Annotated in this window: 20 protein-coding genes; 5 read left to right on the forward strand and 15 right to left on the reverse strand. The window is 52.6% G+C overall.

Annotated features, from left to right (window positions below; genetic code table 11):
* The first annotated feature begins 12 nt into the window (after nucleotides 1-12).
* Nucleotides 13-774 carry an ABC transporter ATP-binding protein gene (locus LARV_RS17920; protein WP_075074928.1) on the forward strand — a complete coding sequence of 254 codons (762 nt, stop codon included), beginning with the start codon at nucleotides 13-15 and terminating at the stop codon, nucleotides 772-774.
* On the forward strand, nucleotides 775-1542 hold the full coding sequence (locus LARV_RS17925) for an ABC transporter permease (RefSeq protein WP_075074929.1): 768 nt from the start codon (nucleotides 775-777) through the stop codon (nucleotides 1540-1542).
* Between the two features lie 99 nt (nucleotides 1543-1641).
* On the opposite strand, the gene LARV_RS20740 is transcribed toward LARV_RS17925, so the two are convergent.
* The 8 genes from LARV_RS20740 to LARV_RS17965 all read right to left on the reverse strand — a co-directional run bounded on the left by LARV_RS20740 (nucleotide 1642) and on the right by LARV_RS17965 (nucleotide 10614).
* Complete coding sequence (locus LARV_RS20740; RefSeq protein ID WP_075074930.1) at nucleotides 1642-5205, reverse strand: substrate-binding domain-containing protein; 3564 nt, start codon at nucleotides 5203-5205, stop codon at nucleotides 1642-1644.
* A gap of 238 nt (nucleotides 5206-5443) precedes the next feature.
* Nucleotides 5444-6421: an aldo/keto reductase gene (locus LARV_RS17935; protein ID WP_075074931.1), complete on the reverse strand. Its 978-nt coding sequence runs from the start codon at nucleotides 6419-6421 to the stop codon at nucleotides 5444-5446.
* Nucleotides 6422-6592: 171 nt separating this feature from the next.
* Nucleotides 6593-7468: a DUF362 domain-containing protein gene (locus LARV_RS17940; RefSeq protein ID WP_075075301.1), complete on the reverse strand. Its 876-nt coding sequence runs from the start codon at nucleotides 7466-7468 to the stop codon at nucleotides 6593-6595.
* Nucleotides 7469-7658: 190 nt separating this feature from the next.
* Nucleotides 7659-8054 carry a MerR family transcriptional regulator gene (locus tag LARV_RS17945; protein WP_075074932.1) on the reverse strand — a complete coding sequence of 132 codons (396 nt, stop codon included), beginning with the start codon at nucleotides 8052-8054 and terminating at the stop codon, nucleotides 7659-7661.
* Nucleotides 8055-8117: 63 nt separating this feature from the next.
* The gene (locus LARV_RS17950) at nucleotides 8118-8654 is read right to left on the reverse strand and encodes a flavodoxin family protein (RefSeq protein ID WP_075074933.1); all 537 of its coding nucleotides are present in this window, start codon (nucleotides 8652-8654) and stop codon (nucleotides 8118-8120) included.
* Between the two features lie 137 nt (nucleotides 8655-8791).
* Nucleotides 8792-9286, reverse strand: coding sequence for a flavodoxin (locus LARV_RS17955; protein ID WP_075074934.1), 495 nt, complete (start codon nucleotides 9284-9286; stop codon nucleotides 8792-8794).
* Between the two features lie 40 nt (nucleotides 9287-9326).
* Nucleotides 9327-9743: a cupin domain-containing protein gene (locus LARV_RS17960; RefSeq protein WP_075074935.1), complete on the reverse strand. Its 417-nt coding sequence runs from the start codon at nucleotides 9741-9743 to the stop codon at nucleotides 9327-9329.
* A 19-nt stretch (nucleotides 9744-9762) separates the two neighbouring features.
* Nucleotides 9763-10614: an aldo/keto reductase gene (locus tag LARV_RS17965; RefSeq protein ID WP_075074936.1), complete on the reverse strand. Its 852-nt coding sequence runs from the start codon at nucleotides 10612-10614 to the stop codon at nucleotides 9763-9765.
* A 298-nt stretch (nucleotides 10615-10912) separates the two neighbouring features.
* On the opposite strand from LARV_RS17965, the gene LARV_RS17970 reads away from it, so the two are divergent.
* The 3 genes from LARV_RS17970 (at nucleotide 10913) to LARV_RS17980 (ending at nucleotide 14051) form a co-directional block, all read left to right on the forward strand.
* Nucleotides 10913-11815: an alpha/beta hydrolase gene (locus LARV_RS17970; RefSeq protein ID WP_075074937.1), complete on the forward strand. Its 903-nt coding sequence runs from the start codon at nucleotides 10913-10915 to the stop codon at nucleotides 11813-11815.
* Nucleotides 11816-12242: 427 nt separating this feature from the next.
* On the forward strand, nucleotides 12243-12710 hold the full coding sequence (locus tag LARV_RS17975) for a DUF420 domain-containing protein (protein ID WP_075074938.1): 468 nt from the start codon (nucleotides 12243-12245) through the stop codon (nucleotides 12708-12710).
* A 39-nt stretch (nucleotides 12711-12749) separates the two neighbouring features.
* Entirely contained in the window at nucleotides 12750-14051 is a 1302-nt protein-coding gene (locus tag LARV_RS17980; protein WP_075074939.1) for a B12-binding domain-containing radical SAM protein, read from the forward strand.
* Between the two features lie 23 nt (nucleotides 14052-14074).
* Here LARV_RS17980 and LARV_RS17985 read toward each other — a convergent pair whose 3' ends face one another.
* From LARV_RS17985 to LARV_RS18015, 7 genes are all read right to left on the reverse strand, one after another.
* Nucleotides 14075-15442 carry a B12-binding domain-containing radical SAM protein gene (locus tag LARV_RS17985; protein WP_075074940.1) on the reverse strand — a complete coding sequence of 456 codons (1368 nt, stop codon included), beginning with the start codon at nucleotides 15440-15442 and terminating at the stop codon, nucleotides 14075-14077.
* A complete protein-coding gene (locus LARV_RS17990) occupies nucleotides 15439-16269 on the reverse strand; it encodes a hypothetical protein (RefSeq protein WP_075074941.1) in 831 nt (276 codons plus the stop codon). The genes LARV_RS17985 and LARV_RS17990 overlap by 4 nt, the downstream gene beginning before the upstream one ends.
* A complete protein-coding gene (locus LARV_RS17995; RefSeq protein ID WP_075074942.1) occupies nucleotides 16266-17603 on the reverse strand; it encodes a hypothetical protein in 1338 nt (445 codons plus the stop codon). Before LARV_RS17995 ends, LARV_RS17990 begins: the two co-directional genes overlap by 4 nt.
* A gap of 1 nt (nucleotide 17604) precedes the next feature.
* Complete coding sequence (locus tag LARV_RS18000; RefSeq protein ID WP_152031843.1) at nucleotides 17605-19149, reverse strand: glycosyltransferase; 1545 nt, start codon at nucleotides 19147-19149, stop codon at nucleotides 17605-17607.
* 879 nt (nucleotides 19150-20028) lie between these two features.
* A complete protein-coding gene (locus LARV_RS18005) occupies nucleotides 20029-21033 on the reverse strand; it encodes an ABC transporter ATP-binding protein (protein ID WP_075074944.1) in 1005 nt (334 codons plus the stop codon).
* 65 nt (nucleotides 21034-21098) lie between these two features.
* A complete protein-coding gene (locus LARV_RS18010) occupies nucleotides 21099-22103 on the reverse strand; it encodes an ABC transporter ATP-binding protein (protein WP_152031844.1) in 1005 nt (334 codons plus the stop codon).
* Between the two features lie 22 nt (nucleotides 22104-22125).
* Nucleotides 22126-22788 carry an RraA family protein gene (locus tag LARV_RS18015; RefSeq protein ID WP_075074945.1) on the reverse strand — a complete coding sequence of 221 codons (663 nt, stop codon included), beginning with the start codon at nucleotides 22786-22788 and terminating at the stop codon, nucleotides 22126-22128.
* Nucleotides 22789-22798: the final 10 nt, after the last annotated feature.

Genomic DNA, 22798 nt, shown 5'->3' on the forward strand with positions numbered 1-22798 from the left:
GGAGTAGCGCAGATGCAAAACATAGCGATTCAAACCCAGGGACTGCAAAAGTCCTTCAAGCAACTTCACGTCCTCAAAGGCGTGGACATCCTGGTGGAAAAGGGCACCATCTTCGCCCTGTTGGGTTCAAATGGCGCGGGCAAGACGACGATCGTCAAAATCCTCACCACGCTGCTGCGACAGGACTCTGGCACGGCCAGCGTCAACGGATTCGACGTCACCTCAAAACCCGACGCCGTGCGGCAGTCAATCAGCCTGACCGGGCAATTCGCAGCCGTGGACGAAATCCTGACGGGACGCGAAAACCTGGTCATGATTGCCAGTCTCCGGCACTTAATCAACCCACGACAGGTGGCCGCGGAAGTGCTCAAGCGCTTCGGTCTGAACGATGCCGCCGACCGCAAGGTATCCACCTATTCGGGCGGCATGCGCCGCAGATTGGACCTCGCCATGAGCCTGGTGGGAAAACCGCAGCTCATTTTCCTCGACGAGCCAACCACCGGGCTGGATCCCGAAGCGCGCATCGAGGTCTGGAAGATTGTCAAAGAACTTGCTGACGGCGGGACGACGGTGTTTTTGACCACGCAGTATTTGGATGAGGCCGAACAGCTTGCCGACCGGATTGCCATTCTGCACGAAGGCCGGATCATCGCCAACGGCACGCTGGCGGAGTTGAAGCAACTGTTCCCGCCCGCGAAGGTTGAATACGTTGAGAAGCAACCGACATTGGAGGAGATCTTCCTTTCGATCGTCAGCAGGAAAGAGGAAAACTAAATGGGAGCAGTGAAGAATCACTTTTTTAGCGATATGAGCGTGATGCTTGGACGATCCATGCGCCATGTTTTTCGCAGCCTGGACACCATCATCACGGTGACCATCACGCCGATTGCGATGATGCTGCTGTTCGTCTACGTATTCGGCGGTGCAATTCAAACCGGCACGGATCACTATGTGAATTACCTGTTGCCTGGAATCCTGCTGATTGCCATTGCAAGCGGCATCGCCTACACGGCTTACCGCCTGTTTATCGATGTGCAACAGGGGTTGTTCGAGCGTTTCCACTCCATGCCGATCGCGCGTTCAACGGTGTTGTGGGGGCATGTGTTAACCTCGCTGGTCTCCAACGCGATTTCGGTTGTCGTCATCATCCTTGTGGCGTTGATCATGGGCTTTCGTTCACCGGCGGGGGTGCTGGCGTGGCTGGCCGTCGCCGGCATCCTGGCATTTTTTACGCTGGCCCTCACCTGGGTGGCGGCGATCGCTGGACTATCCGCCAAATCGGTGGATGGCGCGGGCGCCTTTTCCTACCCGATCATCTTCCTGCCATTTATCAGCTCGGCTTTCGTGCCGACCGGGTCGATGCCGGCGGGCGTGCGCGCCTTTGCCGAAAACCAACCGGTGACCTCGATCGTGAACGCCATCCGCGCGCTGCTGTCGAACCAGCCGGTGGGCAATGAAATATGGATCGCCCTTGCCTGGTGCCTCGGGATTACCCTGGTGGCTTATCTTGTTGCGATGCGGATTTATAAACAACGGGTGTGACTAGGATGGTTACCGGCAATCTTTCTCGCTGGAGGCTGTCCGGTTCAAAACAAATTAATGACCCTGGCGGGCATACTGTCTTCCGTGGTCGTCTTTCTTCTACGCCGAGCGGCGGAAAGTCTCCGGTGACATGCCGCTGATACGCCGAAAGATGCGGCTGAAATAGCCGCTGTCGGAAAAACCAACGTCCAGGGCGATCTCGCTGATGCTGCGTTCGGTATTCTTCAACAACAGGCGCGCTTGTTGCACGCGGTAGCGCTGCAAATATTCGATCGGTGTCGTCCCCAGTTCCTGGCGAAAGCAAAAGGTCAGGTGGTCTTCCGATATGCTCACATGCTGGGCGATCTCGGGGCGCGAAATGCTTTCGGCGGAATGCTCGTGAATGTAAGCCATCGCCTTGCGCACCAGACGCTGCGCCTCGCCGCTCAGGCGTCGTTTCCGTTCCAACGCGGCGTTGATGTGCTCGACGGTTTCATCCAGGCTGAATAATCCCTTCTCCAGAATGGTCGCCACGCCGCGGTTCAAACGGGCCATTTCTTCCTCGGTCAGCACCTTGCCGGTTACCACGATCACCGGAATCCGGCTCAAGTTCTCGTTTTCACGCATGCGATCCAACACGCCGAAACCGTCCATCTCCGGCATCTGCAGATCCAGAAGCACCAGATCGATGGCCTCGCGCTCCAGAATTTCCAGCGCCTCGCGGCCGTTGCGCGCCTTAAGCACGTGATTGGCGGCCGAATGCGACTGCACGATGCGCGCGTTCAGATCCAGGGTGTTGGGTTCGTCGTCCACAACCAGAATGGCGCGCGTTGGACGCTCGCCGTTGTTGAGCGACAACTGCTGATCCAATGCCCGGGTCAGCTCGCCTAATTCGATGGGTTTGGTCAAATAGTTCAATTCGAGCAGGGCGCTGTTTTCGGTTGAAGATTTAAAGAAGAGCACCGGAACATCGCGCGACTGCGGAGAATTCTTGAAAACCTGCAATGCCTTCCAACTCGAACCGGCGGCCAGGTTGGCATCCACCAGAACCGCGCCGAGAGCCGGATTGGACGTACCCGGATTCCAGCCGTCCGCATCGTTCACAGCCTGGACCTGGACTTGAAAACCACGTTGGTGTAAACATTTCACCAGCAACTCGTTGGTGGAGAATGCATCCGTGAGGACCAACACCGAGTGCGCCGCCTCGGGCAGGCCGGCCAACGAATTGCCGCCCTCGACCGGCGCGGGAACGGTCGGCAGCGTGAAAAAGAAGGTCGAGCCGGCGCCGGGGATGCCGCTGGAGCGAACGCCGATCACGCCGCCGTGTAACTCCACCAATCGTTTGCTGATCGCCAGACCCAATCCCAGCCCGCCGTAGCCCAACGCCACGCTGTGATCGGATTGGCGAAATTCATCGAAAATGACGTGCTGGTCCGCGGCTGAAATGCCCAGCCCGGTATCGCTGACCAGCACGGTGACCGACTCCGGGTGGGTTTCCATTCGCAGACTCACGCTGCCGTGTTCGGTGAATTTCACCGCATTGTTGATCAAATTAAGGGCGACCTGACGCAGCCGGGTGCGGTCCCCCCAGATCCAGGGGCCGTTTTCCGGCAACTCGGCCTCCCAGGTCAACCCTTTATCGGCGGCCAACTGGCGGCCGCTCTCAGCGATGACATGCAACGCCTGTCCCAGTTCGACAAAATCATTATTCAGGCGCAGTTGTCCGGCGTCGCTGGTCGCCAGGTCGAGCACGTCGCCGATCAAACCGCCCAGGTGCTGCGAATAGGTGTGGATGCGCTCGATGTCCTTTTGAGTGGTTTCCGGCAGCACCGTTTCATCTTCATCGCTGGTCTTCAGAATGATTTCGCTCAGGCCCACGATCAGGTTCAGGGGTGTGCGCAGTTCATGCCCGATGACGGATAATAAACGGCTCTTCATGCGGTTGGCTTCTTCAGCCAGCCGGCGGCCTTCGGTGGCTTCGCGGTACAGGCGGGCTGTATTGAGCGCCCCGCCGATCTGCTGTACGATGGCGCCGTACAGATTGATATGGTCGCTGTTGAAGACGACATAGCCGGGCGGGCCGCTGCGGTGCGCCAATGGTACCAGCGTCAATTGAAAAGATTGCCCCCTGGCCACAAGTTCGCGCGGCGGAAAATGCTGGCTGCGAAAACGCAGCGGCGCATCCTCCGGCGCGAAGACATTCCGCATCCGGCTCCAGACGGTCGGATCGTCCTCACCCGATTCATACAACGCGATCGACGCGTCGTGAATATCCATGGTCGGCAAATGCTGCCGCAATACCGCATAGATCTGGTCTTCATCCAGCGCGGTCAGCAAGGCGGCGGTCAAAAGGCTGAGGCGATTGGAGATCCAACCGAGGCTGGAGATGTACTGGCGATGCTGGCGCTGCATGTGCGAGCTGATGGCCAGCCGCGCCCGATCCAGCAGTTCATCAGCCCGAACGAGCGCGGCTTGGCTGATCCCCGGGGTGCGTTGATATTCCGCGTTCATCAGAGTCATGGCATCCTGCCAGATGTGCGCGTCATCTTCTTCACCGGTCGAGCGCTGCAGCACATCTTCCAGCGTCTTCTCGAAAGATGCGATATCGCCGGTCTCCGCGCCGGACGAAAAGGCGTCCAACAGGCGCTCGCAGAAGGCGCGGCAATCGTCCGGCTCCAGGTTTTGGGTCTGGCGCAGAACCGTCGCAGAAATCCCGGCGATGTCCGCCTGCGCGCCCGACGCGACCTCCGGATAGCTGTCCGGTGTGTGGGTTCCACCACAACCGCAGGATTCGCGGGCAATCAGGTGGGTCTCCACCCGGGTGTTCACGGGAAGTTCCTTCTGGCTCGTGATACGCCCGAAGAGCAATTCCAGGGCGCGTTTTCCCATGGTGTGCAACGGGATATGCACGCTGCTCAAGGACGGCCTTTGGGCGGCGTCCTCGAGACGGTTATCGAAGCCGATGACGGCCACATCGCGTGGAATTTCTCGTCCGGCTTCCTTCAAGGCTTGCATGGCGCCCAACGCCATTTCGTCGTTGCTGGCCAGCAACGCCGAAAATGGAACGCCGGACTTCAGGAATTGTTGAACGGCGGCATATCCGCCGTCGTAAACATGCCCGCCGTAAGCCATGCGGCGCGGATCCCACGCCAGGTTGTGTTCTTCCAACGTCTCGCGGAAGGCATTGAAACGCTCGCCGGTATCCCCGGCCAGATCATCCCGGCTTCCGGCGATGAAACCAATCTGGCTGTGGCCGTGATTAACCAGGTGGCGGATCGCCTCGCGCACTCCTCCGGCGTTATCGGCAGCCAGGGTCGGCCCTTGCTCGCCCGATCCGATGAACAACACCGGGAAACCCTGCCCCAGCAGGCCCTGCACGTAAGCCGAGCGCAGCTCGGAATGTAAGGGCGTGAAGATGATCAGGCCATCCGTGTTCCACGGCCCGATCGGCACGAAATCGTCGTCGGGCGTGTTGGCCGGCCAGGCCGGACGGTTCGGTTCGACCGGCCCGGCGCCGATCCCGATGCCGCAGCCCAGCAGCAAATTGCAATCCCGTTCCTGGGCTGCCCGGATGATGCCCTTGTAAACCGGCATCAGGTAATTCAGGCTTGTCGCGATATTGTAAAATTGCCAACCGGCCAACACGCCGATTGTCGGTTTACCCTGATGATAAATGGGAGACATTCATTGACCGACCCGAGGCGGCTTACTTGAATTATACAAAAGAAACGACTTCGAGAAGGCGAATCGGGGTCGGGAAATTTCTTATTATTGAGGTTTTACCATCCGTCGGTTATCAATCCACCGAGAAGAAAACAAGTTCGATCGATCACCCCCATCCAATACCGCGGATGCCCTTCTCATACCAAGTATGATCCGGGCATCCGAGGCTCATCGAAAAAACGCCGTCTGGTTGGGCGAATTACGAAAAACCGAGCACCGGGTGGGGCTGGTAGGCTTCTTCCAGATGCCGGATCTCATCCGGGATGAGTTGGACAGCAAGGGACGCCACGGCGTCCTCCAGGTGATGCGGCTTGGTCGCCCCAACGATGGGGGCAGTGATCACCGGCTTGGTGAGCATCCAGGCCAGGGCCACCTGCGCCATCGGTATCCCGCGGGCCTCCGCCACATCGCTGACGCGCTGCGCGGTTTTCAAATCCTCATCCGAGTACATATTCTTGCCAAAGGCATCCGTCTGCGAGCGCAGCGTTTCATTCCTTTCCTTCGACGGCTTGCGGGTAAGCAGACCGCGCGCCAGCGGCGACCAGGGAATCACACCGATCTTCTGGTCCTGGCAAAGCGGCAGCATTTCGCGTTCCTCCTCCCGGTAAGCCAGGTTGTAATGGGGTTGCATGGAGACGAAGCGCGTCCAACCGTGCAGATCCGCCGTGTACAGGGCTTTGGCAAACTGCCAGGCGTACATCGACGACGCGCCGATATAACGGGCCTTGCCGGCCCGGACCACATCGTTCAGGGCTTCCAGGGTTTCTTCGATCGGGGTTTCATAGTCCCAGCGGTGGATCTGGTACAGATCGACGTAATCCGTGCCCAGACGTTTGAGGCTGGCATCGATCGCGCTGAGGATATGTTTGCGGGAAAGTCCACGCTCGTTCGGCCCGGGTCCCATATCCATAAAAACCTTGGTGGTGATCACCACTTCATCCCTGGAGGCAAAGTCCCGCAGGGCTTTACCCACCACCTCTTCGCTCGCCCCGTGCGAATAAATATCGGCAATGTCGAAGAAGTTGATGCCCAGTTCCAGCGCGCGCCGGATAAACGGGCGGCTGGCCTCTTCATCCAAAGCCCACGGCCAGCGATCGGTCGACCGCCCGTAGCTCATGCAACCCAGGCAAATGCGCGATACTTTCAAACCGGTGGATCCCAATCGAATGTATTCCATTGTTCTTTCTCCTTTCTGTACCCAATCCTGCACGCGTTGCTAAAGCTCGAGACCAGTCCGATTTTTCGGTTCATCGGGGTGCCGGTCTGTGTATGGATTAATCTTCGATGGAGCTGATCGATCACAATGCGGTCATCGGGCTTCCATTGGGCGAGGTTTATTCCGGATCGTTCAATCGATATCGATCCGCTCGTACTTGCGGCTTCCCAGGCCGATCTCTTCGGCGTGTTCCAGGGTATGGATCGCGTGGCGAGATTCCATGCGCTCGATCAAATCCTTGCCATCCGGAGCCGCATAGACCAGGTCCACGCAGGCCTGATCCAGTGCGACCGGATCCAGCGAAGCCAGGATGCCGATATCCTTCATCGTCGGATCGGCCGGATGGCTGTCACAATCACAGTCCACCGAAAGATGGTTCATCACGTCGATGTACAGGATGTTTCCGCCCTTGGAATCGGCCACGCCCTTGGCGGCTTCCGCCATGGATTCCAGAAAGTCATCCTGAGGGGTGTTGAGGCCGTATCCGGTTGTTTCTTTGCCGGCGCTGTGGATGAGGCTCTTCCCCATCGACGAGGCAATCCCGATGGACATATTCTTGATGACGCCGCCGAAACCGCCCATGGCATGGCCTTTGAAGTGCGCCAGGTTGACCACGGAATCATAGTTGGCAAAATGCGAACCAACCACATCTTCCTTGAGGTGGCGGCCGCCGGCGATCGGAAGATTCAGGGTTCCTTCTGCATCCATGATGTCGACCGATGCTATAGCCGTGAAGCCGTGCTCTTCCATCACGCGCAGATGCGACGTCGTGTCGGCGCGCCCGCCGCCGTAAGCAGTATTGCATTCCACGATCGTGCCATTCACTTCGCTCACCAGCGGCGCGATCAAATCGGGCGATAGATAATAATGTCCGCCCGGTTCACCGCTGGAAATCTTGACGGCAACTTTTCCTTCGGGCTTGCGGCCCAGAGTTGCGTAGATCTTCATCAGTCCGTCCGCGCTGATGCTTTTCGTCATAAAAACTATTGACATGCTCTGACTTTCCATGGTTGGTTTGGTTTCTTGAGGAATTTGGGTTGGCGGGGTTGTCGTGGGATCCGGAAGCTGCGTGGCAGTTGGCGATGGCGTTGCGGTCCGGGCGACACCCCCGGGCAATCCGGTAACTTTCTGACAGGCAGCCAGAAAGGCAGCCGCTGTCATGGCCATCCAGCGGATTGCTTCCCGACGGGAGATATTCTTACTCATCGGCGCTTTCTTTCGAAATCATTTTCTTCTCTTTTTTCAGAATAATATCCTCGTACACGCTGATCTTGTGGTTCAAAATGTCCAGCGTTTTTTGCATTTCCTGCATTCTGGTCACGAGCAGATCGCGCTGCTCGTTCAGGATATCTTTTCTGGCTGCGATGGTCGGGTCGCCCTGTTGAACCAGGCCGACATACTCGATCAATGCTTCGATCGGAAGCCCCGCGCTTCGCATGCACTTGATAAAACTCACCCAGGTCAAATCGTTTTCACGGTATTCCCGGATGCCGCTTTCATTTCGGTTGACGGTTGGAATCAGCCCGACCCGTTCGTAATAACGCAACGTATCCGTGGAAATGCCATATTTTTCACTGACTTCTGCGATTTTCACAGCTCACCTCTATCCAACAGTCTAGCACATGGAGTGGACTCCAGGTCAAGGGTTGTGGACTGTTTAGACGTTTTTGCCCATTTCGTAAGCCTGCTGCATGGCAGGGCTCCCTTTGATTTCACCCTTTTTCCACGCGCCGCTCCCATAGATGACGCCTTTTTCGACCGCACCGCCCAGGCAATCGGTGAAACCGCGCAAACCGTCGATCGTGCGTACCAATGCCTGCTGCTCACCATCCGCGGCCGTGGCAATGAAATAGAATTCTTTGTCTTTGATCTCCGTGTAGCGCGGAACCGTCCGGTCGATCAGCATCTTCATCTGCGCGTTCATGGTGTAGAAGTACACCGGCGTCGCCATGACGATGACATCCGCCGCGATCATCTTCTCCAGGATTCCGGCCATATCGTCTTTCAGCACACACGCATGATTCTTATAACAGGCCTCACAGGCAATGCATGGGCTGATCTTTTGGTCGCGCACGAAAATCTTTTCGGCCGGGTTTCCGGCTTCCTGCGCGCCTTTGATAAACTGGTCGCATAACAAATCGGAGTTGCCACCCTTTCTGGGGCTGGCGGATAATACCAATACTTTCTTGCTCATTTTAATCCTCTGGTTTATTGTTTCTTAACCAAGCTTACTACCTGGAGTGAACTCCAGGTCAAGGGTTTCCCGGAAAATGGATCGTTCAAGGATGGGTGGACGCACAGATTCGCCCCTTCCTTTCCCAACCGGAGGGGTCAACCGCCCATCCCCGTCTGGCGCAGCCAATCGGCAATCTCCACCCGGGCGGCATGGACGTGAGAGCCGCGTACGGCGAAGCCTTTCAGGACCGTTGCCCCCGGGCAGAGCTTCTGGATGTCACTCTCGCTGCGTCCCATGCCGCTGCCTTCATGTGTGCAGAACGGCAGGATCCTCTTGCCGGAAAAATCAGATTGCCCCAAAAAGGTGAAAACGGCCATCGGCATGGTTCCCCACCAATTCGGGAAACCGAGGAAAATCACATCATAAGCAACCAGGTTTTCCACTTTTGCGGTCAACTCTGGACGGCGGTTGGCGGTCTGTTCCCGCCTGGCTACATCGACAACCGTGTTGTAATCCCGCGCATACGGATCGATGGTCGCGATTTCGAACAGATCGCCGCCAACGTTCTTGCGAATTTCCTCCGCGATGGTCCGCGTATTGCCGGAGTGTGAAAAATAAGCGATGAGAATTTTTGATTTCTCTGAGTTCATTTCGATTCACCATTTTTTCCAAACAGACAAACGGTCCGTTTTATTTCAAGTTCCTATAATCAGCATCGGGAAGGGGCTCCAGCCATTCAGCGCCGCCTTTTAGCGGATTGGTGCCGATGGCCAGGTGCGTAAACCAGCTATCCGGGGCCGCTCCGTGCCAGTGTTTCACATCCGGTTGGATTTTCACCACGTCCCCCGCGTGCAGTTCTCTGGCCGGCTGGCCTTCCCCCTGGTAATAGCCCCTGCCCCCGGTCACCAGCAGAATCTGGCCGCCCGGATGCCTGTGCCAGTTGTTTCGGGCCCCCGGCTCGAAGGTCACGTTCCAAACCATGCAATTGAAGGTGCCGGCGTCCGAAATCAAGGTCTCGGCCCAGGCAGCGCCCACAAAGTGGTCTTGATCGGCTTTGGCCCCTTTCGGGAAGATAATGCTTTCATGGAGTTCATTCGACTGATTCATCGTTTATTCTCCGTGTTTCCTAAATATCCAATTTCACGCCGCTGACCCTCTTGACGGTCTCCGGGTCTCGATGAGAGAAAAAGCTGCTTTCCTTCGTATCCAATGTTGCGATCTTTTGCATGTCTTCACCGCCCAGTTCAAAATCGAAGATGTCGAAATTTTCGACGATCCGCTCTTTGCGGACTGATTTTGGAATGGCAACGACATCCCGCTGAATCAACCAGCGCAGGATGATTTGCGCGACCGAACGGTTGTGTTTGGCAGCCAGGGAAAGCAGGGTTTCATTCTGGAACAGGTTGTTTCGGCCCTCGGCGAAGGGTGCCCATGACTCGATCTGCACACCGTATTCTTTCATCCATCGGACGCTTTCGACCTGCTGGCAGAACGGATTGGTTTCGACCTGATTGACAGCCGGAACGATCGCGTTGTGCAGGATCAAATCGACCAGGCGGTCCGGTGGGAAGTTACTCACGCCAATCGCGCGGATTTTCCCCGCGCGGTTTAGTTCTTCCATTGCGCGCCACGAACCGTAATAATCGCCGAAAGGCTGGTGAATGAGGTACAGGTCAAGATAATCAAGCTGCAATCGCTCCAGAGATTTACCAAAGGCTTTCCGGGTATTTTCATACCCTGCATCCTGAATCCAAAGCTTTGTGGTTATGAACAATTCTTCGCGCGGAATGCCGCTGCGCCGGATGGCGCGGCCGACCGCTTCTTCGTTGAGATAGGCTGCAGCGGTATCGATCGAGCGATAACCTGCCATCAACGCATCATAAACCGCCTGTTCACATTCTGTGGCATCCGTGATTTGGTAGACCCCGAAGCCCAGAACCGGCATTTCAACACCGTTATTCAAAATTACGTTCTTCATGTGCAAATCCTTCAAGATAAAATGGAACTCCAGACATCTGTTTTCAACTTCGTCAAAAAGAATAACACCTGGAGTGAACTCCAAGTCAAGAGTTTTTCGAATATTGATTCGAAATCTCGGGGGAGAATCCTTTTTTATCGAAAGCAATGGCGGAGGATGATACCCACCGGTGGCCCGGATGCGGAAAAACGGCCCGAACCAGGCCTTCCCACTTGTTGGAATTTACATTCACAGCGATAATGACAGCGGATAGCAATTGTGCCAGAATTCTATCCAACGGATTGGGGATGAACGAGTCATGCGCAATCTGAAGCTGTCATTGTTGCGGGTATTGGTCAACCAGGTCTACGGAAAGATCGTAGGCCGGACGCCGGACGTAAAAAATGTGGCGACGGTTCCGGACGTTGCCTATGTCGAGGATGGCCTGGATTGGCATAAGCTGGACGTCTATTCGCCCGTTTCACATCCTGAAACACTACCCGCCGTGATCTACATTCATGGCGGCGGCTGGTCGATCGCCGACAAGAGACAATTCCGGCACTTTTGCCAGGCCATCGCAGCTGGCGGTTACGTGGTCTTCAATGTCAACTACCGCCTGGCACCGGATTATTCGCACCCGGCCCAGTTGGCGGATGTCCTTTCAGCCATGGCATGGGTCAAGTCGCATGCCCGGCGATACGCCGCGAATCCTGCCGAAGTGTTTCTGGGCGGAGATTCCGCCGGAGCGCATCTGGCCGCGCTGGCTGCCTGTGTTTGTACAAACCCGGACCTGGAAGATTTCTACCGGATACCGGCGCCCTTTACTGAGAAAGAGATCCGGGGCTGCATCTTGTTTTGCGGCACTTACGATCTGCGCACCAGCCTCAACACTTCCTTCCCGCTGATCCGGGATTTTGTACAGGCACTCCTCGGGACGCGCGACCTCGAACAGGTTCCCGATCTGGACCGGCTCGCGCCGACGAAGAACATCACGCCTCGCTTTCCACCCTGTCTCGTTTCGGATTCGGTGAAGGATGCGTTGATCGGTGAAAGCCGGACTCTGATCCGGCTGTTGGATCAAAACGGCGTGAAACACAGCGATTTATTGTTCGAGGACGTTGGCAGGGCGTCCGCTCACGATTATCAGATCGAGTCGGACAAGCCCATCTTCGATCGCTGCATCAAGGAGTGCCTGGCATTTTTGGCGGAAGATCGATCCTAAAGAAGATCGCCATCAGGTGGTTCTCAGTTGCGAGGATTGGATCAAACATCGATGGGATTCGAACCACCCAAAGTAAAAAACGGCCTCTCGGCCGTTTTTATTCGTCGCGGGGGGTGGATTCGCATGCCCGAACGGCCAGTCCCGGGAACCACTACACAGGCGAATACTTCGTGATCTCTGGGTTATAAGCAAAGATCCTGCATCCGTGCCACAATGTCCTGTTCTATAGGATTTGTGCAGTGAATCTTGATTTATTCTCTGTTTCTTCGAATAATATTAATAATTGGGATATAACCTGCTCCTTTGTGTGACAAACCATAAGCGCTGAAGGCAAATTTATATTTGAAGATTATCAACATTCTCTCTATAATCAATAAATAGACACGACCACCCATCTGATGGGATATCGAAAATATCAGGAGAATCAATGATTGATTTCCTTAACCGCCCCGGGTTTCTCGGGACTCATGCTTTTTTATTATCCGATATTTCGCTCATCCTGATATTGCTGACTGCAATCTTATTCACCATTGGTCGGGGATTAATCCGGCGTAATCATGTCGAGGCACACCGATGGGTTCAAACCGTCGCCGCTATAATAAATGCCATAGTTGTTCTCGGCGTGATGATTAATTCATTTTTTGTCCATATACTTCCCGGACTTCCGGACAAGTTTTTTGAGGGTTCTTATGGAGTCACAACGGTTCATGCTTTTGTGGGTTTGATCGGTCTGGTCCTGGGCATATTTGTCGTTTTGAGAGGTAATCAACTGGTACCCCAAAGATTGCGGTTCAAAAATTACAAGTGGTTTATGCGGACTTCTTACGCATTGTACATGTTGGCAACTTTACTTGGCGTAGCCGTATACATTGAAGCTTTTGTGATTGGTATTTAGGTCAAATTCTCCTTAATCCGATCGATGGAGAAATCACGGATGCCCCGAATAGCCTTGATTTATCCTTATTTCCGCACAAGATCAGCGAACGAAATCTTGTTCCCACCCCTCGGGGAGGCATATCTTGCCAGTCAGCTTCATGGACTCGGAATAGAAACAAGGATTTTTGATTGTACCTTCGAGACTTTCGAAATTACTCAAAAGAAACTCGAAGATTACCACCCGGATATTGTCGGCATTTACGTTATGGTGACATTGAGCCGAAATGCTTTTCGGATTGCTGAAATGGTGAGAAGGAAATTATCGGAAAGTCTACTGGTTGCAGGTGGGCCTCTACCCACGCTCTACCCTGAACAATATTGCGATTGCTTTGATGTTGTTTTTCGAGGGGAGGTTGATATTAGTTTCCCCAGTTTTTGCAGGGATTACTTTGATCTCCACTTGATCAGAAACCAACTTGGCGAACTTCCCCTTGACACTTATGCAGGACTCTTCATCCAAAATGAGAATTTCCGGATTAATAATCCTGTAGTCCATCACAATGAAAATGAACTTGCCTCTTTTGCACTCCCTTACCGCGATGACTTTGACCATGCTGCGTATCAAAAAGTCTGGCAACAGCAGGATGGCTCGAAAACCACTTCTCTCATGACCACATTTGGTTGTCCCTTCGATTGTGATTTTTGTTCGCGACCTGTTTTTGGCGACCAGTTTCGCCGCAGGAATCTGGATAAGGTATTCGCCGAGATCGAGCAAATTCGATCCCTGGGCTATGACAGCCTGTGGATCGCCGATGATAACTTCACGTTGGATCAACGCTTCCTCAAAGAATTTTGTAAGCGCATGATTGGAAGCCAGATGCAATGGAGTTGTTTATCGCGGGTGACAGGTATCAATGAAGAAATAGTGGGAATCATGAAAGATGCTGGCTGCCGCAGGGTCTACCTGGGTTTGGAATCCGGTAACCAGGGCACCCTCAAATTGATGAATAAACAGACCACGCTCGAAGAAGGGCAAAATGCAGTTCACCTGTTCCATAATGGAGGCATCGAAGTTGCTGCTTTTTTCATCGTCGGTTATCCGGGTGAAACAACCGCATCCATTGAAGACACATTTCGTTATGCCCTTGAACTCCCCATCAATCTTATCTCTTTTAATATTCCCTTCCCGTTACCTGGATCACAACTGTATGAGCATGTCAGTAAACTGGATAAGAATAAGGATTGGAACGTGGAAAACGAAGTCACCTTTGTTTATGAATCGGAATTTGACTCTGAATGGCTGCAACGGCGTATCAACCAGACCATGCAGGCATTCGCAGAGAAGTATAAAAAGAGATAACCCCCCTGGGGGCCAACAGAACACTATTTTAATAGCTTGAAGAGCACATCAGTTGGTTTTTCGAAAAGCGGAAGAAAGAAAGGCGCAAATTTCCCAGTTCTTTTCTTAATTTCAAACTGCATATGCCCTTTCATGATCGCAAACCACACCTTTGCTTCTGAAAAATCCGCATCAAAAATGAGCACGTGGCTTGAAAATGGACTTTCACCCTGGTGCCAATCCCGGTTGATTCGATTTTTGACCCTGTTAAATAGACCCGTTCCGGGGAGCGGATATGGCATACTAAGTCCAAGATAATCGATGGGTAAACTAGTGGCAAAACGCAACGTTTTGAGGACGGTCTCATCCGTATCCCCCGGGTAGCAAAGGATAAAGAAAGCCCCCACCTGCAAACCTGCCCGGTGGGCGTCATTCACTGCCCTGCGTGCCTGCGCGCTTGTGATTTGTTTGTGCATCAATTCCAGCATCTGGTCATCCCCGGATTCAACGCCAAAATAGATCCTTGTGCAGCCAGACGCTTTCATTTCCAGCGCAATGGAATAATCGATTGCATCGACTCTGCCCAGGCATTCCCATTTAAAAAGCAAGCCTCGTTTTTTGATTTCCTGGCAGATTAAAATCGTCCGCTCTTTCTTCATCGTAAAAACATCATCAGCAAATGAGATACGGTCGTACCCCAATGCCAGCGCAGCCTCAATTTCGTCAACAACATTTTCAGGCGAGCGCTCCCTGTAGGAGCCGCCAAAAACGACATTACTGCAGAACTCACACCTGAACGGACACCCCCGGGTGCTCATCACTGTGGTGATCGAATATCCATATTTTTTCTTGCCATAGGAGATGTAGCTTTCATTGGGCAGCAATTCGCGCGCAGGGAATGGGATCCGGTCAAGATCCTTAATAAAACTTCTTGCAGGAGTGCGAATTAGCTCACCTTTAGCCGGCCATTCAGGGTCTGATCGATATACGATCCCCGCGATATTCCTCAGGTCGGAGCCCGCCTCTATGGCACTCATCAGCTCAGACATGGTGTGCTCACCTTCACCGCGGACCACGATGTCAAAATCCTCCAGAAATGAATCGGGATTGCAGGTAGGTAGCGGACCTCCCGCCACCAAATATCGGCAGTGAACGCGTAAATGCTTCGCGAACCACCGACACTCCTCCATCATGCTGGTCATGCAGTAAATTCCCACAACATCCACATCAACCGCCAACGCTTTTTGGAGAGCCTCTTCCTTCTCCATGAATGTGCAGTCGATTAGATGGACCTCATACCCATCCCTTTTCAGGCCGGCAGCGATATAACTGACCCCGAGCGGAGGGAACCTAAAAACCGATCTGTCGCGCCGGGGAATAAAAAAAGGATAGATGAGTAATATGGAAGTCATCGAGTCTCTTCGATTTCAATTTCATATTGGATGTACTTAATGGATGACGGAAAAGAATAACCAAAGCCAGCCCATGCAAGTCGATTGCCGACCAACTCTCTCCCCCGGAAAAGCCGGGCGCCTTTTATTTGCCCGAGTTTGAAAGATACTTTATGTTTACTGCTCGTAAACCAGGCCTTTTCGCCATTGACCTCATCCCAACAACCAATCTCATCGCCCTCAAGCGTTGTCCCCGATGTATCAGTATACCTATCGAACGCTCGGGCGCCTTGTTCATTCATCACCACCACTTCCGTCACCTCCGGACGCAAGTTACTGGCGTCAACTTTGATTGCCACTTTTCCAGTTCCGAACTCGATTCTGTATTCTATTTTCACAATTTCTGAAAAATCCGTAAAAGAATAAGTGGTCTCCCAGTTGAACATCTTCCTTAATTTACTGGATGTAAAGGTCAACAAACCGCGCGAGATTGGCAGCCTGCGGATGGTGGCAGCGAGTAGATTCTTAACGCCATACAACCACCTGTTCTCCACCAACTCGTTTTGTCCCGCCGAGATTTTTTCAACCAGATTCAACTTGAAGTAAGCGTAGACGATGTAAGTCGACTCCTCCTGCTGCAGGGTAAGCTCCACCGACCCCGGAAATATGGTGTTCAATCCACGTTTAAGCAGAGGAACTCCGAACCCCACTCCTTCTTCATCGAGCTCCATTCCATGGTCAAGTAATATCAACCCCTTTTGCAGATAAGCCGTTGGATACTCTTTTCTATTGAGAGGTACGCCGTTCATTTTCAAAGAAAATCCCTGGAAAAGCGGAATCTCGATCATCGTTGATTACGATCCCCCTCTCCTGAGTATGCCACGTTCAATGTTTCAGAATGGCTGGCAGGTGTCTTTATTAAACACCGGAAAACGACCCGCCAACCCACAATTTGCCAAGGAATGACGATGATTATTTTCGAAATTAGCCTGAACTTTCGAAACTCCTCCGCCAGCGCAACCAATTTTTCCATAACCGCTGGTAGGCTGGGAAAAAACAGTTGAGCAAAGGCAGTGTTGAAAAAACTAAAAACCAACGGCAGGATCCAAATCGCTGCCAGTGTGAATCGGTCAAATTCATCAACGGAGGTCAATATCACAATGAACGGCAGCACCAGGATAATATTTGGCTCGGATAGCCAGGCCCGTGTGAGAAAGAGAACCATGATCAGGGCAGTACTTTTTATGAGAAGGTTCTTTAATCCACCCGTACTTCTACCGATAAAAAATGAAGTAACTGCCAGAGCAGGGATCCATAACATCCCCAAAAACCACCATGCCGGGACCAATTGATACGAGTTTCGGGTGAGCTCAAGGAACACCAAGAAAGACATTCCTCCACCGACGATGACATGGGCATTCCAGTTTTGGAGGATCGGGCTCGGATCCCAACCGAAAACAATAAACGGGACGATACAAAACAGGACGCCGCTGATAATTAGGACCCCATAATAATTCAACGTCTGCCGAATGGAGTCGAGTTTTAAATAGAACAGGGGGATAAGCACCAGTGGGAGCGCAATCGGTTTGAAAGAAATTGCCATTGCCAGAAGGATGGCTGAAAATTTGATTTTTCCCGTATCAAACAGGACGAGCGAATAGAGGGCCAATAGCGCCACGATCGAATCAAATTGCCCCCAGGCTGCTGTGGCATAAAGCATGAATGGATTCAGCAACATGAAAAGCCAGGCTTTTCGGGCAGCCTTGGAATTTGGATTGATCTTTCTGATTACGCCAGATACCAGGTATGCCAACCCGATGTTGGCTGCAATAATGGGTATCTTGAGCGCCAAATTGTAGACCAGAAAATTGGGAATGGCTGTATATACAACCCGATAGATTAGTCCCAATACCAGTGGCCAGGGGGGAGGATATCCCACGGTAGTGATGTTCTGAAACGTGAGATTGTGAAAAACAGCGCTGAGATCCTGAGAAATATACGGGTTTTGCCCTGTCCCCACCAGGTACCCTGTGGCCATAAAGATACGCATGTCGTAGAGATGCCCAAACAGGACACCTAAAACCACTTGTATGGCAATGCTCAACACCAGGATTCCCAGGTCTCTTTGGAAGAATTGGTTTTTGGGGTGAAGTGGGCTTACCGTCGAACCATGCGAAGCCATATCAGGCTGCCTTTTCTTTCCGGCTTTGGAAAACAGTCAGCAAAAATACGAATAAGTAGGCAGCAGTGTGAGGGATTAGAATCGCTAGCGCGCCGTAATAATGATTCAAAACGCCTATGCCAATGGAAATTCCTCCCAGGCAAATCAACGCGAATTCCAAAACCCAGGTGAAATCCAAAGGAACCTGGTATTTTTGTTTTTTCCAACTTTTATCTCTCTGTAGATCGGCGTATTTTGGAGTCCGGGTGAAATTCCAAACCCGGTTTGAAAGCAGCCCTTTACCGGCTTCTATTGTGTTGCTCAAACTGATCCCAAACCCGAGCAAAAACGTGATCAATAGGCTAACCAAATTCCGCGCCACAGACAGGTTTTGCGATTTCAAAGAGACGATCATTGATATCCAGGGGGCGATTGTACAAATGACAATTCCCAGTAAAAGAATTTCCCCACCCAGAGTCCTTAGGATTTCTGCTACAGAAAGACCAGACATTCCCTGGAGGATACCCGGCAGTGGAATAGGCTTGGGGTTCGAAATTCCGACGTTTTTAATTTCCAGTAGTGTGACCATACATAGTAATAAAAAGGAGAATAACATCAAGGGATGCAAAAAGTAACCGGTCAGATGAATAAATGCCTGGAGACGGAGTTTGAAGCCGAGTTGAGGGTTATTAAAGACACCTGGCAGAACTTTCCTGGCGGTTCGCAATGACCCGCACGCCCAACGCCCTTGTTGTTTTTTAAAACTTGGCACTGTAGGAGGGATTTCGCCTGGGCTCAGAAGATCCTTAAGGAAGAGGATCTTGTACCCGTGATTTTGCATCCGATAACTCAGGTCAAGGTCCTCAGCGAGGGTGTCTGATTGCCACCCGCCTGCCTCAAGGATGACGCTTTTACGTAAAACGCCTCCACTGCCGTTGAAGGTTTGGAAGACTCCAGCAGCAAACCTTCCTGTTTGTTCAACCAGGAAATGTACATCAATGCCAATGGCTATCGCCTTAGTCAGCGCGTTGTAGTCGCGGTTGAGATGCGTCCATCGGCTTTGGACGATCCCCAGGTGTTCATCTTGAATAAAATACGGTAGAGTTCTCAGCAGAAAGTCGGGCGCAGGAATGAAATCGGCATCAAAGACGACTATATACTCTTCCTCGGTTTGTTCCAAGGCTGCCTGCAAAGCCCCGGCTTTAAAGCCAGTCCTGTTCTTGCGACGCAGCACCTCGATATTCATATGCTTTTGTTTGTATTCCTCGATAATTTTATCGATTTCAAGGATTGTGTCGTCATTTGAATCATCAAGAATCTTGATATTCACTTTATCCATTCCGTAGGATTCAGCCATCACGGCACAGGCAGCAACCAGCCGGTTCACCACATATCTCTCATTGTAAATCGGCAGATGAATTGAAACGGTTGGACGATTCGTTGAAATGTCCGGCAGGATTGGCTTTTTATACTTGCGTGTGGCGGATAGCAAATAATAATGATTAAATCCGTATACAAAGAAAGTCAAGGTCAAAAACATCGACAGGACGAAGAAAAATATCTGCATGAACAACCTGTTACATCCACCGACTTAAGTCATGAAGATATTTGAACCCATCTAAATTAACGAAGGCCACAAAGTAAATCTGATTTAGATATGAATTTGCCTTCGACTATTATGACACAAAATATAAAGACTAGCTCGAATGGAGTGATGAAATAATAAGTTCCTCCGATTTCGCCGGCGATTCACCATGCAGTCACTGAATTTTTCAATACGGCAAATTGGAAAATTTCACAAAGCCGGGGAATCACTGACCTCCAGGTTACGCCAGCACCCGGCGCGGTGTGAGTCAAAATCCCGAATCCGTGGCGTTTGCCTGGGTGGGCTCTCCAAATACCTGCGCCAGCCGCACACTCGACCTGGATGCCAACGCCAGAGAGTGCAGGTGTCAACACCGACCTGACGAACTTGGGTCCACGCTTGCCGGGCACATGGGGGTGGGCCTTAGCGGTGAATCCGTTTGAAAAGATTCATCACCATGGTCCCCGCCCACGGAAGAAAGGACAAATGGATTTTATTAATGCGACTTCTGTTCAGCGTCCTGGGAATATCGCCATTATCGTAAAAATGCTCGCGTGTATGTGTGAAGTTTTCTCGAAAGAACAAAGGCTGTAATGGCGGTGGGCATACCACCGGCGTCTGTCATTCGACATTTCGGAACTAAATGATAATGAAGAAATTTGCGCGTATCATCACAATGGCAAAATACGACTCAAATTTGGGTGCTCGAATGATTCCCTGGGGGGAGTGGTTTGTCAACTATAACCTCACCAGATTTCACCTCGAGCTTTTTCATCTCCCGCCAGGTGGCAACCTGGGGGAATAAAATGGGGTATCACGATGCTGCACATCGTGATTCCGCGTCAGGATAGGCACATGGCTTTATTCATAATTTGTGACCTGCCAGCATGCAACGCGGTGTTTATCGTTGATCTGACTTAATTCCGGTTCGAGCCGGGTACAGATTTCACGGGCCAGCGGGCAACGCGGGTGAAAACGGCAGCCGGCAGGTGGATTGAGCGGGCTGGGCACGTCCCCGGTAAGGATGATCCGCTTGCGGCGGGCTTTTGGGTCGGCGATCGGGATGGCTGAGAGCAGCGCCTGCGTGTACGGGTGGAGCGGATTGTTGAACAATTCCTTCTTTCCCGCCATCTCCACAATCTTTCCCAGATACATCACCGCCACGCGATTCGAAATGTGCTCGACTACGCTCAAATTATGGGAAATAAAGAGGTAGGTGAGGTTCAATTCCTGCTGCAGAGTCTTTAGCAGATTCAGGACCTGTGATTGGATGGAAACATCCAATGCAGATACGGGTTCGTCACAAACAATAAATTCCGGTTGGAGAACCAGGGCGCGTGCAATGACGATCCTCTGACGTTGCCCCCCTGAAAACTCGTAAGGATAGCGTTGCAGGTGATATTCCTGCAGGCCAACCTTTCGCAACGCGTCGATGACCATTTCTTTGCGTTGTTTCGCATCACCGATATGGTGGACATTAAGCCCACGTTGGATCGAATCACCGATCACCACCCGGGGATCGAGAGAGGAATACGGATCCTGGAAAACAACCTGCATGCAGCGGCGCATTTCTTTCATCTGGGCGCGGTCCAATTTCGCGATATCCCGGTCCTTGAAGCAGATCGAACCCGAGGTAGGTTCGGTCAAGCGCAGGATTGCCCGCCCGAGCGTCGTCTTCCCGCAGCCCGATTCACCCACCAACCCTAAGGTCTCGCCGCGCTCGATATCAAAACTGACGTCATCCACTGCCTTTACGTATTCTTTCGTCTTCTCGAATAACCCGCCTTGAACGGAGAAATATTTCTTAAGGTGCTGAACAGATACGAGTGGTGTCTGAACTGGGGTGGCAGGAGTGTTTTCATTCATACGGAAGCCTTTTATTGTTCAATTCGATCGTCGATACTATCCCGAAAATTCATCTCACTACCGGCTTACTCCACGTATTGCCAGCAGCGCACGGAATGATTCTCGTTTATTTGAATCAACTCCGGGGTCTTTTCTGTGCAATTACTGCCCGGAGCCCGGATGCAATCCCGGCAACGTGGCGCGAAACGGCAGCTCGGCGGCAGATTGACCAGGTCGGGCACTGTGCCCGGGATAACATCCAGCAGATCCTTTTCTCTGCCTAAAATTGGGATCGATCCGATTAATCCACGGGTATAGGGGTGCAGTGGATTCTCGAAGAGTTCGTTCACGTCGGCCTGTTCCACAATCTGTCCGGCGTACATGACGGCGACCCGGTCTGCCATTTCGGCAATTACCCCCAGATCGTGAGTAATCAGGATGACCGACGTCCCCAGACGGTCGACCAGGTCCTGCATCAGGTCGAGGATCTGAGCTTGAATGGTCACATCGAGCGCGGTAGAAGGTTCATCGGCAATCAACAGTTGAGGACCCAACGCCAGCGCCATTGCAATCATTACGCGTTGGGCCTGCCCGCCGGACATTTCGTGCGGGAAGGAACGGCACCGTTTTTCTGGGTCTGGCAACCCCACCAGGTGCAACAACTCGATGGCTTTCTTCCAGGCCTCTTCGTGTGAGAGCTTTTGATGCACCTCGAGCACCTCGGCCACCTGTGAGCCGACCTGGAACACCGGGTTCAGGCTGGTCTGAGGTTGCTGGAAAATCATCGAGATGCGCTGCCCACGCATGTGAACCATGTCGGTCGTGGATAGCTTCAGCAAGTCCTGGCCATCGAAAATGATTTCGCCGGCCACGATCTTCCCGGGGTTGTCGACCAGTCGCAGGATCGATAGGGAGGTGACGCTCTTTCCGCAACCCGATTCGCCGACCAGGCCGAAAATCTCCCCCTGCCTTACCGAGAAACTGACATCATCCACTGCCTGGACAGCGCCGTCCACGGTGTTGAAATAGGTCTTCAGACCTTTTACTTCCAGAATATTCGTGCCTTTTTCTGGCTGTTGGGCATTTGTCACGGTTGTCTCCAATAATAAGGGCTCAAAGACCGCCAAAGGCTAGCAACTCTTCAACGGTGGCACCATCCCGGATCATCTGCCGCGAGGTGCTCTCGCGCGAGATGACCTCTTGCACCTTTTCGAATACTTCGTAGAGGATTTCTTGCGGAATGACGACGACGCCGCCGAGTTCACCTACGATGAAGTCTCCCGGCCTGATGGCGACGCCATTGATAAAGATCGGCTTCTGGTAACTCTCCAATTGCGAACGGCCGTTGGCTTCATGCGGGCAGATGAACGTATAGAACATATTAAAGCCCAATTTATAAATGTAATAGGGATCCCGCACGCCGCCGTTGATCACCGCCCCATCGATGCCCTTGCGCAGGCACATGTTGCACATCAACTCGCCCCAGTAACCCGAATTCTTACAATTGCCCGAATCGATAACCGGGACCATCATCGGCTCAAGGTGGTTGACCAGCTCGGCGATGTATTGCTTTCCCTGTTCACCTAACGGAACAGGGTCGTTGATCCAGCGCATCGTGAACGCCGGTCCCGCAATGCGATTCTCTGGGTTCAAGGGTTTGATCTCGGGTCCCAACCACTGGTTCCATAGGCCATAACCCTCGAGGATGTCGGTGACGGCCGCCGGGTAGATCTGTTTGAAGCTTTTGATCATCGTTTCGAATGATGGTTTTTCCATGATCATCCTT

The sequence above is a fragment of the Longilinea arvoryzae genome, assembly GCF_001050235.1.
Taxonomy (GTDB): Bacteria; Chloroflexota; Anaerolineae; order Anaerolineales; family Anaerolineaceae; genus Longilinea; species Longilinea arvoryzae.